The sequence below is a fragment of the Plantactinospora sp. CNZ320 genome (genome assembly GCF_002846275.1).
The window spans coordinates 7,720,092-7,732,924 of sequence record NZ_PJMP01000001.1; the positions used below are offsets into that span (position 1 = coordinate 7,720,092).

The following is a 12,833-nucleotide window of genomic DNA, read 5'->3' on the forward strand; positions in this document are numbered from 1 at the left end:
GTACCCGCCGGGCGGCGGGCCCGTCGGCCGGGCGGCTGGGCGGCCGGGCGGTGCTACGGCCTAACGCGCCGCGAGGCGGGCGTTGATCGCGGCGAGCGCGTCGTCCCGGGCCGAGGTGTCCGCCGTCCCCACGCCGGTGGTCCGGCTCGGCACGACTATCAGTACCAGTGCCCTGCCCCGTTTCGGGGCGAGGCGCAGCCGGGGTGGCCGGTCGGCGAACGCGGTGACACTCTCGATCTCCGACAACGCGAGCCGTCGGCTCCGGCCGAGGCCGCCCAGGGGCCGGAACGTGATCTCCGCGTCGGTCAGTTCGAGTGTCCCGCCGAGCATCGCCAACCGGCCGGCGAAGGAGGGACCCGACGAGAAGGGCAGGCTCGCCACCCAGTCCCCGCTCCTGGTCATGTCCTCGTCCTGTTCGCAGGCCGCAGTCCGCCGGTCGACGGTCGACGGTCGACGATCGACGATCGACGATCGACGATCACTATCGTGCATCGTGCACTCACTGTCCAGCACCGGTGGGGCGGGCGCCGATGGCCAGGCCCGGGCCGGCCCACCGCCAGCCGCCGGCGGGATCGCAGGCCCGGTCACTCGACCGGCGGCACCGTACCCCTGAGCAGTCGCCGGGGGCGGCGGCTGACCCCGCCGTCAGCCGCCGCCCGGCCTGCCGCGCGGGCATTCGCGCCCTGACCTGGCAGCGCCCGCCGGCTCGCTCTCGTGGATCGGTCAGGTCAACTCGGTGTCCTCGGTGCGCCGCTGCTCGCCGTACGCGGCCACGTTGTGGTCGAACCCGGGATGCCGCAACCGGCGTGCCCGGTTGACCGGTATCGAGGCGTTCTGCTGCCAGCCGGCCGGTGCTGCGTCGGGAGTCGGCGGCTCCGGCGCCGATGGGACGTCGTCGACGTCGTAGGTGATCAGGTCGACGACGTCGGTGACCCCGGGTACCAGGGCGGTCATCGCGACCGCCGCCATCGCGGTCGTCCTGCGTTCGGTGCGGCCGGCCAGGGTGACCAGGCCGCCGTCCACCTCGGCGCGGACGTCCCCGGCCGGGATCCCCAGGCCGCTCTGTAGAACCCGTTGGGTCACCTCGGCGCGGATGACCGCGTCCAGGCGATCGTGCACCTTCAACAGGTCGCTGCGGGTGACGATGCCCAGCAGTCGCCGACGGGCGTCGACGACAAGCAGCCGGCCGACCCTCCGGTGGTGCATCAGCCGGCCCGCGGTCGCCAGGGACACCTCGGGCGGGATGGTCACCGCCGGAGCGCTCATCACGTCCACCGCCCTCGTCTCGGGCCAGCGCAGCCGAGCGAACCGCCACGGCCGCCAACGACCCGTGGCGTCGTCGCCGGCCTCCTCGGTCCGTACCGTGTCGCGCAAATCGGTCCAGGACACCACGCCGGTGACGGTGTCGTACCTGTCGACGACCGCAACGGCGCTGATCTGCCGCTCGGTCAGCAGCGACGCGATCTGCGTCACCAGCGTGTCCTCGGGCACCGCGATCACGTCGCTGGTCATCACATCGCGTACCCGCCACTGCATGGTGCTCCTCCTGTCCGAGCGATCAGGTGCCGGAAGCGGTGACGCCATCAGGAACCCCTGCCGACGCGGCGGCTTCCCGGAGCATGGCCGGCGTCGGTCCCGGGCGGTGCCCAACTGGCGACGCGTCGGTCCGGGTGCCGTGCCATCTCCCCATGATCGCCCGGTCCGCCCGGCCCGGACAGGGGCGCGGCGTGTAGACCGGTCCCGGCCAAACTGCCGATGGTCGGCAAGAAGCCAACCCGGACCGAACGCGGAGGTGCCAGGCGCACGGTCTCGTCGGCGGAGACCTCCGATTCCGGAGCCGTTCTCGGGGATGCACGCATCGAAGAAACCCGACGAAGCACTTTGCGGATCAGTTCGGGAGCCGCATCCGTGGAAGGCCGGTGCCGCGTTCGCGGGTACCCGCAATTCCGGGTACCCGAAGCCCGCTTGCCGGTCGTCGGCAGTGAGGAGGCCAGGACGTTACCGACAGCGACCCGTGCCGCAGCGGCGTCGGCGGCGGATGCTCGAGGTTCTATCTGGTCGCGGAGGTGCGAGGAGGTGTGATGACGACCGGTAAGGTCCCCGATCATCTCGGCGTCACCAGCCTGCGCGCGCGTACCGTCGATGCGTCGGCCGGCAGTGAACCGGTCGCGCCACCAGGTTCTGGCGGTCCGGTGACGGACAGCTCAGCGGCCCGAGTGCGTGTCGTCGCCCGCACCGCGCCCAGAGGCATCAACCGCTAGCAGCAGCGTCCTGACATACCTGCCATGACCTGGCAGGCGATCGGCGCTACGAGCATTCGTCTCGGTCGACCACGGCGACCGATCGCATCCGATGTGGAAGGGGCTTTGACGGTGAACACCATCGATCAACGCGGTGCCCTCGAACCGGCTGCCGACGCGGCTGCCTTCCGCACCGGCCCTTCCGCCGTGGAGACCGCCGGGCCTTCTGCTGTGGCGACCGCCGGCCCTTCCGCCGTGACGACCGCCGGGCCTTCCGCAATCGCGACCGCCGGGTCCTCCACCGTGGCGACCGCCAGGCCTTCCGCGATCGCGGTGACCGGGCCTTCGGATTTGGCGGAGACCGGCACCGAGCCGGCAGCGGTCGGGATCGACCTGGGCAGCGGCTACACCCGAATCTGGGCCTCGGGACGCCCACTGGTCCAGCTACCCAGTCTCAACGACAGCCTGAGCAACCCCAGGCCCTTGCTGCGGCGCGGCCGCATCGTCGACACGAACGGCCTGCGGACGCTGCTCGCCCGGGTCCTCTCCCGTTACCAGCGACCGCTGCCCGCCGGTGCGGTCGTGGTCGCCTGCCGGCCGGTCCTGAGCCGAGCGGCCGACGACGACGCCATGCGGGACCTGCTCCGCACGGTCTTCGAGCCGTCCCGGCTGCTCGTCACCCCCACCATCCGGGCCGCCGCGATCGGTGCCGGCGCGGCGCCGGGTCCCCTGCTCATCGCGGACGTCGGCGCGCACCTCATCGAGGTCGCACTCCTGGCCGACGGTGGCCTGATAACAGCACGACAGGCCAACATCGGCATCCGGGACCTGACCGGTCCCACCGCCGACGACATCGTCGTGCACACCATCACCGAACTCGTCCAGGACCTACGTCGCGATCCACAGGCGCGCGACGTGGATGCGGCCGCCGCGCACCGCGGCATGGTCCTGGTCGGCGGCGGCGCCAACGCGCCTGACCTGGCCACGCGTACCGCCGCCGCACTGCGACTACCGGTGCGGTCGGCCAGACGCCCTCGGGTCGCCGCCGTGCACGGTGCCGGCCTGTCCGCCCTCGCGGCGGTACGCCGAGGGCCGCACCGACGCTGACCGGTCCACACCGACGTCGACCGGCCGGCACCGACGCCGACCGGTCCGCCTCAACACATCCACGCCGCAGCGCGCGGCAACACCAGCCTTGGTATCGCAGAGAAAGGGAGCCCCATGACCACCGTTGGCAACGCCAGTCTCCAGAACCTCCAGCAGGTGCTGCAAGCCCAGCTCGACCAGCAGACCGCGGAGCTGACCAAGCTCACGGCACACCGTACGAACCCTGAGCAGATCGGTCTGGACCCGCAGACTCTCACCGCTCTGATCAGTTCCACCCAGCGGGCCGTGGCCGACAACAGCGAGGCGTTGAAACGGATGACCGACGGCACCTACGGAACGTGCGAGCAGTGCCAGCGGGACATCCCCACCGAGCGGCTGGAGATCCTTCCGCACGCCCGCTACTGCATGCCCTGCCAACAGGCCCGCAACAGCTGAACCGGGCGGGACCCGACGCCTGGCGGCCAGGTTGGTCGGGTCCCGGGCGAGTACGTCGCGGAGGCGTCGGCCCGCATCGAGGTGCGAGCCGTCGCCCCGCGCCGGGGCCGCACGTGCCGCCGGTCGCACGTGCGGGGCTGCGGCGTGGCGGCGTACCGAGCCGGTCTGCCGGTCAGGGGCTCACCCCGTCGATCTCCAGCGTCTGCACCGATGCGGCGGGGAACGCGAGGCTCACCGACCTGCCGTTGAGCCGGACGTCGGTGCGCCGGGTGTAGCGGTCGGCACCGGCCGGGACGGTGGTCCAGCGGGTCACGCCGCCGGTGACCGTGCCGAAGGCGGTGAGGTCGAACGTGAGCGTCTGCGCGGCACCGGTGTTGACCGCGACGATGACCAGGCGCCGTGCCGCCGCGTCGTACGCCGCCGCCGCACTGCCGTTGCCGGTGTTGAGGATCCGCATGCCAGGGCGGATGTGCCGGGTGAACTGCGCCAGGACGTGGTACTTCGGCTGGACCGCTCCGGGGGTACGGGTGGCGGGGTCGTACGCGATGGCAGCCCAGCCCGGGCTCGGATCCATCACCTGCCAGTAGACCCAGGCGGTGGGATGCAGCCAGGTCCAGTCGAGGCACAGGTTCTTGGCCATGGTGATGCCGGTGCCGTCGCTGTCGCCGGTCTCCGAGTTCCAGAGCACCTTGCCGGCCGATCTGACGTCGTTGTAGAGCAGGTCCCGCCGGCCGCCGCCGCCCTGGTAGCCGTGCACGTTCACCTGCCGGACGACCGCCCTGGTGGCCGAGTCGAAGCTGTTCCAGGTGGTTCTGGCGAGGTCGTAGCTGGTTTCGTCGGAGGCCGAGATGGCGACACCGGAAAGGCCCTGGTTGTCGAGCGCCGCGCGCAGGTGGGTCAGGATGGTCCGCTGGATGCCCGCGTCGATGTGGCACCCCTCCTGCGTCCCGGTCGCGGTCCACCAGGTCGACGACGGCTCGTTGAACGGGTCGACGGTCCGGAAGGTCACTCCCCAGGTGTCCCGGGCGCGCCGGGCGGTCACCGCCAGGTGGTAGGCGTGTTGGGCGTAGTTCCAGGACTGGAGGTTGTTGCCGCCGCCCGCCGCACCCGACGGGTTGTGGTTCAGACACATCCACCACATCGGCGAGTTGGCGAAGAGTTCGCTCACCGCGCCCCGCCCGGTGGCCTTCGTCAGGGCGGCCCGCTGGTTGGCGTCGGCGTTCCAGTTCCAGGCCGAGGAGGCCGGGTCGGTGTTGCGCCAGTCCTGCCAGAAGCCCTCGATCTGCTTGAAGGAGGGGATGTTGGGCGAGGCCACCATCCTGGCCCCGTCGACCGAGTTCCAACTACAGGCACCCAGGTTGTAGCGGGCGATGGTGAGCCCGAGACCGGGCAGGGTGACCCCGTTGTACGGCACGGACCCGGTGGTGAAGAACATGTCGGCGAAGTCGTCCCGGTTGCCGAAAACATTGGCCCACCAGGCCAGCGAGGTGCCCCAGCCCTCCCAGACGCCGAAGTCGGCGGCGGGGGTGACGGTGATGGTGGCATCCGCCCGGGCGGCGCCCGCGCCGAGCAGCACGCCCGCCGCGCTGGCGCCCGCGACGGCGCCGGCCCCGCCGAGTACGGATCTTCGGGTGACCATGGCGCTCTCCCGTCGGCTCGCGGCCGGAGGTCGCAACTGGGCTGAGGACTCCGACACAGGTCTCCAGGGTCAGGCAGTCACCTTCGCATAGAGATTGCTCGATGTGAAGTGCGGGCTATCCGTGCTCCCGCCGTCGGGTCACCTCGGCGACGAAGCTCGCCGCCGCCACCGGGTCGTACGTCGGCTGCCGCTGGAGACAACCCCACGCGGTCAGCACCACACCGTCCTCGACGGCCGGATGCGGCGCCAGCAGTACGCGACCCGGGTTGGCGTGGGCGAACCGGCGCATCTCCTGGACGACCCCGGCGGAGGTGTCCGAGGCGTACAGCAGGGCGACCCGGCCCTGCTCCAGCGCGTGCAGGGTCAGCGCGTCCGGTACCGGACCGTCGTAGACGCCCGGCGCCAGGCTGAACGGGAAGTGCGGGCCGGAGGTCGGCGGCTGCGACGAGTACCTGACCGAGGCCGCCTCCGCCTGCGATATGTGTGGACTCTCCAGCACCGGTACGGTCTCGCCGGCCGGACACGGTCGCGGCTGCGCGACCGCCGGAGCGGCGCCGGATCCGAACAGCGTCCCGGTGCCCGCCACCAGGGTGGCGATCGCCATCCCGACCACCGACAACGTCGCCGTGCGCCACCACCAGCGGTGCGGATGCAGGTTCACAGCAGTACTCCCGTCCGCCGGAGCCGACGCTCGCGCCAGGCGATGGCGATCGGCGCGAGCAGGGTGATCACCAGGTAGGCGAGTACGGCCAGCGACTCCCAGAACGCGACGGAGGCGGGCGAGAACGCCGCCAGGTTCGCCGTCACCCAGGCACCCATCGAGACGGCGAACGGCACTGCGAAGGTCACCACCATCCAGCACATCACCACGATTCCGGCCAGGTAGACGAGGCCGAACCAGCGCGCCACGGCGCGGTCGTGCGGCCCGATCGCGTCCAGTTCGGCGTACTCCTCGTCGGTCAGCCGCCAGATCCGCCACTTCGTGGTCAGCACCGTGGCGCGGTAGAGGTTGTGGCAGCGCAACGCGTTCGCCAGGACGGCGTACCCGTCACTGCGCAGGAACACCCCGGCCCACTGCCACACCACACCGACGACCAGGTAGAGGACCACCACCCGAAGGAGCCGATCCAGGACGGCCGGCATGGTGACCAGGCCGGCCACGTGGGCGTACCGCACCGCCAGTGCCACCGCCAGCACGGTGACGTCGAAGGCCATCCCGGCCAGGAAGGGGCCGTAACGCGCCCGCCGGTCGACGGTGACGATCTGGCTGAGGTCGGTCTCGAAGACCAGATAGGCGCCCCGGCGGCTGATCCGGAACGTCGCGGGCACCCCGACGGCGCGGCCGGCGAGCCAGTGCCAGATCTCGTGCAGGGCGGCCAACCCGAGGCCGATCGGCAGGTAGACCAGCACCGACAGCACGGGGTCGGCGAGCCACCAGACGTGTTCGTAGGAGGGGCGCAGTGTCGGCTGGGTCGCCAGCAGGGCCAAACAGGCGACGGCCGCGCAACCGTAGAGCAGCCATGCCGGCCGGCCGAACAACATCCGGGCCGTCCGCGGGCTGACGCCCTCGATCCAGCGGATCGAGTTCCGGGTCGGTGCGGTGGCCCCGGAGGTCGCCGGGGCGCTCTCCTCCAGCAGGCCCGCCGCGGCCAGCCCGTCGAGGAAGTCCGCGCCGTCCACCTCGGTGCCGGCCGCCGCACCGGCCAGCGCGGTCGCCTCCGCGATCGAGGAACCCGCCTGCAGGGCGCGGACGAACACCGCTCCCGGCTCCGGCACCGCGACGTACACGCCGAGGTCGTGTCGGCCGAGGACGAACTCGGCACCGTCCGGCGCGACCACGAGCAGTCGTACCGCCGCCGGCACGTCGGCGGCCAACACCCGATCGACCATCGCCCACTCCCTCGGATCGTGGCGGACGGCCCGGGACATCTCAGGGCTTCCCGGGCCGTCCGCTCGGTGTCGTGACCGGTCGCCCCGGTCAGCTGTCGGTGGGGCCGCCGACGTGCGCGGTGACCCGCGCGCTCTCGACGCGCCGAATCTCGATCTTCATTTCGCCTCCTCTCAACGGTTGTCCTGATCCGGTCAGCTCCCCGGGTACGGATCCGTACCCGGGAAGCCGCTGGTCTGGGGGCCGGCGCACGCGCACCCGTCCTGGCGCTGCCAGGCGGTCGTCCGCATCGCGCAGCCGGCGGCGAAGTCGATTTCGAGCGGATTGCCGGCGTACGCGGGCGGCTCGAACCGGGTGAGATAGCGGAGTACCTCGAACGCCGCGAGCGAGCCGAGCAGCCCGGCCACCGGGCCGATCCCGCGATTGCTTCGCGGCGCCGTGCGGTAGAGGTCGGCACCCGCGAACCCGATGGCGGTGTCACCGGTGGCCTCGTCGCGGCTGCGGTCCGCCGCCGTGCGCGCGCAGGCCCGGCAGGCGCTGTGTCCGGGGTCGACCGACCAGACGATTCCCTGGGTGACCCAGATTCCGGCCCGGACGTACGGTACGCCCCGGCTCACGCACGCCTCGTTCACCCAGTCGTCGATCCCGTCCGGACTGTCCACTCCCGACATCACGACGTCCGGACTCGTCTCGTCGATCAGCCTGAGCACGTCCTGCACGCCGTCGATGCTCGCCTCGATCGCCCGTACGTCGATGCTCGGATCGAACGCCCGCACCCAGGCCGCCGCGCACTCCACCTTGCTCCTACCGACATCGCTGGCCCGGTAGAGGTACTGCCTGGCGAAGTTGCGCTCCTCGACCGTGTCGCGGTCGGTGACGGTGAGCCGGCCGACGCCCAGACCGCACAGGTGCGGGATGGTGTTCGAGTTGAGCCCGCCGGTACCCAGCACCAGGACGTGGGAGCGGTTCAGCCGCACCTGGAAGTCCTCCCGGCTGCGGTCCAGGGTGGCGAACGACTCGAAGAACGCGAGGTTGGAGAGGTACCGGCCGTTCGCCCTGTCTCCGAGTCGCCCCAGCCGGGCACCGTCCTCGATCAGGCCGTACGCGTCGAACGTCCCGATCGCGGCGAGTACGTCGTCGACCGACACCTCGCGCCCGCAGCGGCCGGACAGCTCGCGGGCCAACGCCTCGGGAGAGCGCCCGCCCTCGCGCAGCAGTTCGAGCAGGGCCTCCACGCTACTGTCGTGGTCGGTGACGATGAACGAGTCGCGAAGGTCGTACACGATCTGCAGGTCCGCCCCGGATCGCTTCCACACGACCCCCTTCAGCTGCGGCAACATCGGCTACGGCCCTCCCGGTAGATGTGACTCGCTCGCTACGGCGCCATCCCGCGATGGCGGACGCTGCCGCGCCCGGCCTTCGCCCAGCCGTGTCCGGTCGGGCGCGGGAGACCGGCCGGCACGCCCTACCACGACGCCCCGCACATCGCCCCGGCGTACGTATCCGAAGTGCCGCGAGTCGTGGCTGACCGGAAGGTTGTCGCCGTACACCACGAGGCAGTCGGCCGGTACCGTCTCGTCGCCCCAGCCCAGCTCCGGCGGTACCGGCTCGCCGGGTACGGCGACGGCCCTCTTGATCAACCAGCCCTTGGCGTCGTCGGCGGCAGCACGGGGGTGAAGGCGCCCAGCGGCAGCGCCGACCACCGGTCCGGGTGGCGGCTCGGTGGCCCGGTCCGGATGCGCGAACACGACCACCATGCCGGCGCGGATCGCGTTCAGCGGTACCCTCCGGACCAGTACCCGTTCCCCCTCGTGCAGGCTGGGCCGCATGCTGGTGCCGGTGACACTGACGACGACCAGCCGGCGGCGCGCGACCCAGACCGCCGTGCCGCCCAGCAACGCCAGCGCGCCCGCCAGAGCTGCCACCGATGTCATCGCCACTGCCTCCGCCCGGGGGTCGGGCCCACCCGCAGCAGGTCGACGAGGTCGTCCAGGAAGACCACGAGTGCCACCACGACAAGTGCCAGCAGGGTCGCGGGCAGCAGGTCGGGCCACGCAGGTCCCCGGTCGGGTCCCGCGACCGCGGCCAACGTGCCGGCGGCGGAGACCGTCAACAGGAAGCCGTTGCGGTACACGTGTCGTGCTCCGAGCCGGCCGGAGCGGAACCCGAAGCACTGGCAGCGGGCGCCGTTGTCGGACCGTACGGAGTGGATGATCGCCACGCTGAAGGCGCCGAAGAGGACCGCTGCGGCGACGAACCCGAGGAGCGTCGTGTGGGGGTTCAGCACGAGGCCGACCACGCAGACCTCGGCGACGCAGACCGAGACCGCGACGGTCCGGATCCAGCCCGGCGCGACCAGGCGCAGCTCGGCGATCTCGGCCAGGAAGGCGGCGAACCGGGTCGGGGAGCCGGCCTTGCCGATCGAGGAGATCAGGAAGATCAGGCCGACCGTGACGCGGCAGCCGAATTCCAGGTGGGCGAGTCCGGACACTGTTCAGCCCACCACCGCATCGGATTCCTGGTAGCCCCTGGCCTGCAGGCTGAACATCTCGGCGTAGATCCCGTTCCGGGCGATGAGGTCGGCATGCGTACCGGCTTCGACGATCTGGCCCTCGTCGAGTACGGCGACGAGATCCGCCGCCTTCGCGGTCGACAGCCGGTGCGAGATCACCACGGTCGCCACCCCGTGCCACACGCTCCGTACCCGCTCGTGCAGGTCCGCCTCACTGATCGCGTCGAGTCCGCTGCTCGGCTCGTCGAGAATCAACAACTGCCGACGGCCACGCAGGAAGGCTCGGGCCAGCGCCAGCCGCTGCCACTGGCCACCGGAGAGGACCACGCCGGTGGCGGTGTCGTCCCGGTCCGCGGCGTTCTTGAACAGCCGGGTCAACAGGGTGTCGTAGCCGTGCGGGAGATCGGTGATCGCGTCGTCCACTCCGGACAACTTTGCGGCGCCTCGGACGGCGGGCAGGTCGTCGATCCGGTCGATGTCGCCGAGTCCGATGTTCTCCCGCGCGGTCAGGTCGTAGCGCATGGCGTCCTGGAACACCGCGCTGATCCCGGCGCGCAGCGAGGCCAGATCCAGCTCCCGAAGGTCGACCCCGTCCCAGAGGATCTGTCCCCGGGTCGGGTCGTAGAATCGGCAGAGCAGCTTGACGAGGGTGCTCTTTCCCGCGCCGTTCCGGCCGACCAGTGCCACCGAGGTGCCGGCCGGGATCCGCATGTTCACCCCGCGCAGGATCCACGGGTGCGACGGCGAGTAGCGGAACCAGACGTCCCGCAGCTCGATGCCCTCGCGCAGCGCGCCGGCCGTGCGCGGCCGTACCGGGTGCGGCAGGTCCGGCTCGGCGTCGACGATCGACTGGAAGTGCTCGAAGGTCAGCAGGTCCTGGTAGGTCCGGGCCAGGCTTCCGGAGAGCGCGATGACGGCGGCTTGGGCGGCGCCGACCGCCGCGATGTACAGCGCCACGTCGCCGACGGTGGCGGAGCCGTTGATGGCCGAGGCCACGATCCAGGCGAACCCCCCACCGGCGCCGAGGGCGCTGAGCAGGCCGAGGGCGGTGAGCGTCAGCAACTCCCGCCGGTCCTGGGCGCCGTGAAGCGCGTTGATCTGGAGGCGTTCGCTGCGTACCCGGCCCTTCAGGTAGTCCCCGATCCCGTAGAGCCGCACCTCCTTCGCCGCGCCGACGGTCGTGATCAGGCCGGCGAAGAAGAGTTCCCGTCGCTCCAGCGGGCCGAGGTCCCACAGCAGCGCCGCCCGCTGCCGGGCCAGCAGGAATTCGGCGGCCGCCGCCGGCACTGCCGACAGGGCCAGGAAGGCCGCCGTCGCCGGACTGATCACCGCCACGGAGTAAAGCAGCGCCGCGGTCGTCAGGATGCCGGCACCGATGGCGAGGATCCCGGACACCGCCCGGCTCGCCGTCTGGCCGGCCGTCGCCTGTGCGTATCTCAGCCTGTCCTGCAGAGCGGGGCTCTCGAACCGACTCAGGCCGGAGAACCGGTTGACGGCGTGGTAGAGCAGATCCTGGGCGTACAGGGTGGACCGGTAGCCGCAGCGCTTGTCGAGGTAGGAGGAGAGGTGGGCGGTGACACCCATCAGCAGTCCGGCGGCGACGAGACCGGCGGTCGCGCCCGCGGCAAGACTCGCGTTCCGGCTTCCCACCCCGTCGACCGCCGACTTGGTGAACCAGGCGATCGCCACCGGAGTCACGGCCTGGAGCAGGCCGGTACCGGCCTGTGCGCCGAGCAGACCCGGCCCGGCCCGCCAGGCCAGGGCCAGCACGGGCCCGACACGCCGCAGACTGGCAGTGGCCTGACTGCCTGACGTCGCTGACATCACCTTCGCTCCGGCCTTCTCGTCGCTGGTCAGATCCCGGCCACGGCCGGAGTCGGTACGACGATCTGCTCCACCTGGGCGGTGCTCTGCTGGACGGTTCCGGTGTCGTCGATCAGGTAGAAGGCGGGGTACACCGAGTTGTCGAACGCCCTGATGACGTCGGCCGAGGCAGCCGGGACCACGGTGTCGACGACCGAGCTGAGCTGCGCGCGCAGCGCGTCCGCCTCCTCGCCGGTGCCGTTCACCACGCTGAGGAGCCGATGTCCCGCGTACCGGTTCTCGCCGACCGCCTCGACGAAAGCCGGCAGGGCGATCTCGCATCCCTTGCATCCCGGCATGAAGAAGGCAACCAGGGTGGGGCCGACCAGACTCTCCCGGGCGAACGTGGCGCCGGCGACGGTGGTCACCGCCACGTCGTCGATGCGGTGTCCCGGCGAGGCAAGACCCTCGGGGCTTCCGGAGGAGCCGGACAACATCTCGGCGTGCTCCCGCAGGCGCCGGATGATGCCCAGCGCGAGTACGAGGTTGAGCAGCGAGATCACCGTCAGTATCACGACCGTGACCAGTAACGAGGTCAGCACGATGGCCTCCGATCTGGGTTGGGTGACGGGCCGGGCCGTAGGCCGGTGGTGGGCGCAGGTCCCACCACCGGCCTGACGACTACTTGGGGCCGGAGACGCAGTGGTAGCTCCGGCAGTCCGTGGAGCAGTAGCAGTAGCCGTTCTTGTACGGCCACCGGGAGCCGGCCTCACACACGCACGGGTAGGCGGCGGCGGAAGCGGTCGGTACGAGGCGCGACAGCGCCCGGTACCCGATGTTCTCTAGCATTCGGATCATGTTTCACCTCCCTGTCGGCTGGCGAAGCGGCAAACGTGTCCCGAGGCGGGAACCGCAGTCGCTTCGTGCCGCCAGCCTGGCAGCGCGGCCTTGCCACTGCTCTGCCATCCGCATGCCAGGACGTTTCCGCGGCTCGGCCGGGCTGCCGATACGACCCCGCTTTTCCGGGCGCCGCGGCGGATTCGGTCGACCCGTGACGGATTCCGTCGACCGGCTGCGGGAGCGCACCGTCCGACGTGGCCGTCGTCGTGCGCACCTGCTGTGGGTACTCCGCTTTACCTCGCCGTGATCGATTGCCGGTTGACAGAAATTTGAGCAAAAGTCAAATTGTTCGAGGTGATCAACATGGGG

Annotated in this window: 14 protein-coding genes; 3 read left to right on the forward strand and 11 right to left on the reverse strand. The window is 71.1% G+C overall.

The window, feature by feature from the left end; genetic code table 11:
* Positions 1-60 precede the first annotated feature (60 nt).
* Entirely contained in the window at positions 61-402 is a 342-nt protein-coding gene (locus CLT71_RS34640) for a hypothetical protein (protein WP_143743742.1), read from the reverse strand.
* Positions 403-723: 321 nt separating this feature from the next.
* Positions 724-1,536, reverse strand: a complete 813-nt coding sequence (locus CLT71_RS34645) for a CBS domain-containing protein (protein WP_158242379.1) — start codon at positions 1,534-1,536, stop codon at positions 724-726.
* Positions 1,537-2,081: 545 nt separating this feature from the next.
* On the opposite strand from CLT71_RS34645, the gene CLT71_RS36795 reads away from it, so the two are divergent.
* From CLT71_RS36795 to CLT71_RS34660, 3 genes are all read left to right on the forward strand, one after another.
* Positions 2,082-2,261 carry a hypothetical protein gene (locus CLT71_RS36795; protein ID WP_143743743.1) on the forward strand — a complete coding sequence of 60 codons (180 nt, stop codon included), beginning with the start codon at positions 2,082-2,084 and terminating at the stop codon, positions 2,259-2,261.
* 312 nt (positions 2,262-2,573) lie between these two features.
* Positions 2,574-3,347 (forward strand): acetate and sugar kinases/Hsc70/actin family protein, encoded by a 774-nt coding sequence (locus CLT71_RS34655; protein ID WP_158242380.1) that lies wholly within the window; start codon positions 2,574-2,576, stop codon positions 3,345-3,347.
* Between the two features lie 114 nt (positions 3,348-3,461).
* Positions 3,462-3,782 (forward strand): TraR/DksA C4-type zinc finger protein, encoded by a 321-nt coding sequence (locus CLT71_RS34660; RefSeq protein WP_101370816.1) that lies wholly within the window; start codon positions 3,462-3,464, stop codon positions 3,780-3,782.
* 172 nt (positions 3,783-3,954) lie between these two features.
* Here the strand turns inward: CLT71_RS34660 and CLT71_RS34665 are convergent, their stop codons facing one another.
* From CLT71_RS34665 to CLT71_RS37270, 9 genes are all read right to left on the reverse strand, one after another.
* Positions 3,955-5,421, reverse strand: coding sequence for a glycoside hydrolase family 30 protein (locus tag CLT71_RS34665; RefSeq protein ID WP_101370817.1), 1,467 nt, complete (start codon positions 5,419-5,421; stop codon positions 3,955-3,957).
* Positions 5,422-5,536: 115 nt separating this feature from the next.
* Entirely contained in the window at positions 5,537-6,082 is a 546-nt protein-coding gene (locus CLT71_RS34670; RefSeq protein WP_101370818.1) for a DUF3105 domain-containing protein, read from the reverse strand.
* Positions 6,079-7,311 carry a hypothetical protein gene (locus CLT71_RS34675; RefSeq protein WP_143743745.1) on the reverse strand — a complete coding sequence of 411 codons (1,233 nt, stop codon included), beginning with the start codon at positions 7,309-7,311 and terminating at the stop codon, positions 6,079-6,081. The genes CLT71_RS34670 and CLT71_RS34675 overlap by 4 nt, the downstream gene beginning before the upstream one ends.
* Before the next feature lie 192 nt (positions 7,312-7,503).
* Entirely contained in the window at positions 7,504-8,649 is a 1,146-nt protein-coding gene (locus CLT71_RS34680; protein ID WP_101370820.1) for a ThiF family adenylyltransferase, read from the reverse strand.
* 3 nt (positions 8,650-8,652) lie between these two features.
* On the reverse strand, positions 8,653-9,243 hold the full coding sequence (locus CLT71_RS34685; protein WP_101372036.1) for a S26 family signal peptidase: 591 nt from the start codon (positions 9,241-9,243) through the stop codon (positions 8,653-8,655).
* Positions 9,240-9,800, reverse strand: a complete 561-nt coding sequence (locus CLT71_RS34690; RefSeq protein WP_101370821.1) for a MauE/DoxX family redox-associated membrane protein — start codon at positions 9,798-9,800, stop codon at positions 9,240-9,242. Before CLT71_RS34690 ends, CLT71_RS34685 begins: the two co-directional genes overlap by 4 nt.
* A gap of 3 nt (positions 9,801-9,803) precedes the next feature.
* Positions 9,804-11,645, reverse strand: coding sequence for an ABC transporter ATP-binding protein (locus CLT71_RS34695; protein ID WP_101370822.1), 1,842 nt, complete (start codon positions 11,643-11,645; stop codon positions 9,804-9,806).
* 29 nt (positions 11,646-11,674) lie between these two features.
* Positions 11,675-12,226, reverse strand: coding sequence for a redoxin domain-containing protein (locus tag CLT71_RS34700; RefSeq protein WP_101370823.1), 552 nt, complete (start codon positions 12,224-12,226; stop codon positions 11,675-11,677).
* A gap of 79 nt (positions 12,227-12,305) precedes the next feature.
* Positions 12,306-12,482: a hypothetical protein gene (locus CLT71_RS37270; protein ID WP_158242381.1), complete on the reverse strand. Its 177-nt coding sequence runs from the start codon at positions 12,480-12,482 to the stop codon at positions 12,306-12,308.
* Positions 12,483-12,833 lie beyond the last annotated feature (351 nt).

What these genes read in the sequence shown, in the direction of transcription:
- CLT71_RS34665 (WP_101370817.1), bottom strand. Translation starts at nt 5,421, where the DNA reads ATGGTCACCCGAAGATCCGTACTCGGCGGGGCCGGCGCCGTCGCGGGC.
- CLT71_RS34675 (WP_143743745.1), bottom strand. Translation starts at nt 7,311, where the DNA reads ATGGTCGATCGGGTGTTGGCCGCCGACGTGCCGGCGGCGGTACGACTG.
- CLT71_RS34680 (WP_101370820.1), bottom strand. Translation starts at nt 8,649, where the DNA reads ATGTTGCCGCAGCTGAAGGGGGTCGTGTGGAAGCGATCCGGGGCGGAC.
- CLT71_RS34660 (WP_101370816.1), top strand. Translation starts at nt 3,462, where the DNA reads ATGACCACCGTTGGCAACGCCAGTCTCCAGAACCTCCAGCAGGTGCTG.
- CLT71_RS37270 (WP_158242381.1), bottom strand. Translation starts at nt 12,482, where the DNA reads ATGATCCGAATGCTAGAGAACATCGGGTACCGGGCGCTGTCGCGCCTC.
- CLT71_RS34640 (WP_143743742.1), bottom strand. Translation starts at nt 402, where the DNA reads ATGACCAGGAGCGGGGACTGGGTGGCGAGCCTGCCCTTCTCGTCGGGT.
- CLT71_RS34695 (WP_101370822.1), bottom strand. Translation starts at nt 11,645, where the DNA reads ATGTCAGCGACGTCAGGCAGTCAGGCCACTGCCAGTCTGCGGCGTGTC.
- CLT71_RS34645 (WP_158242379.1), bottom strand. Translation starts at nt 1,536, where the DNA reads ATGCAGTGGCGGGTACGCGATGTGATGACCAGCGACGTGATCGCGGTG.
- CLT71_RS34685 (WP_101372036.1), bottom strand. Translation starts at nt 9,243, where the DNA reads ATGACATCGGTGGCAGCTCTGGCGGGCGCGCTGGCGTTGCTGGGCGGC.
- CLT71_RS36795 (WP_143743743.1), top strand. Translation starts at nt 2,082, where the DNA reads ATGACGACCGGTAAGGTCCCCGATCATCTCGGCGTCACCAGCCTGCGC.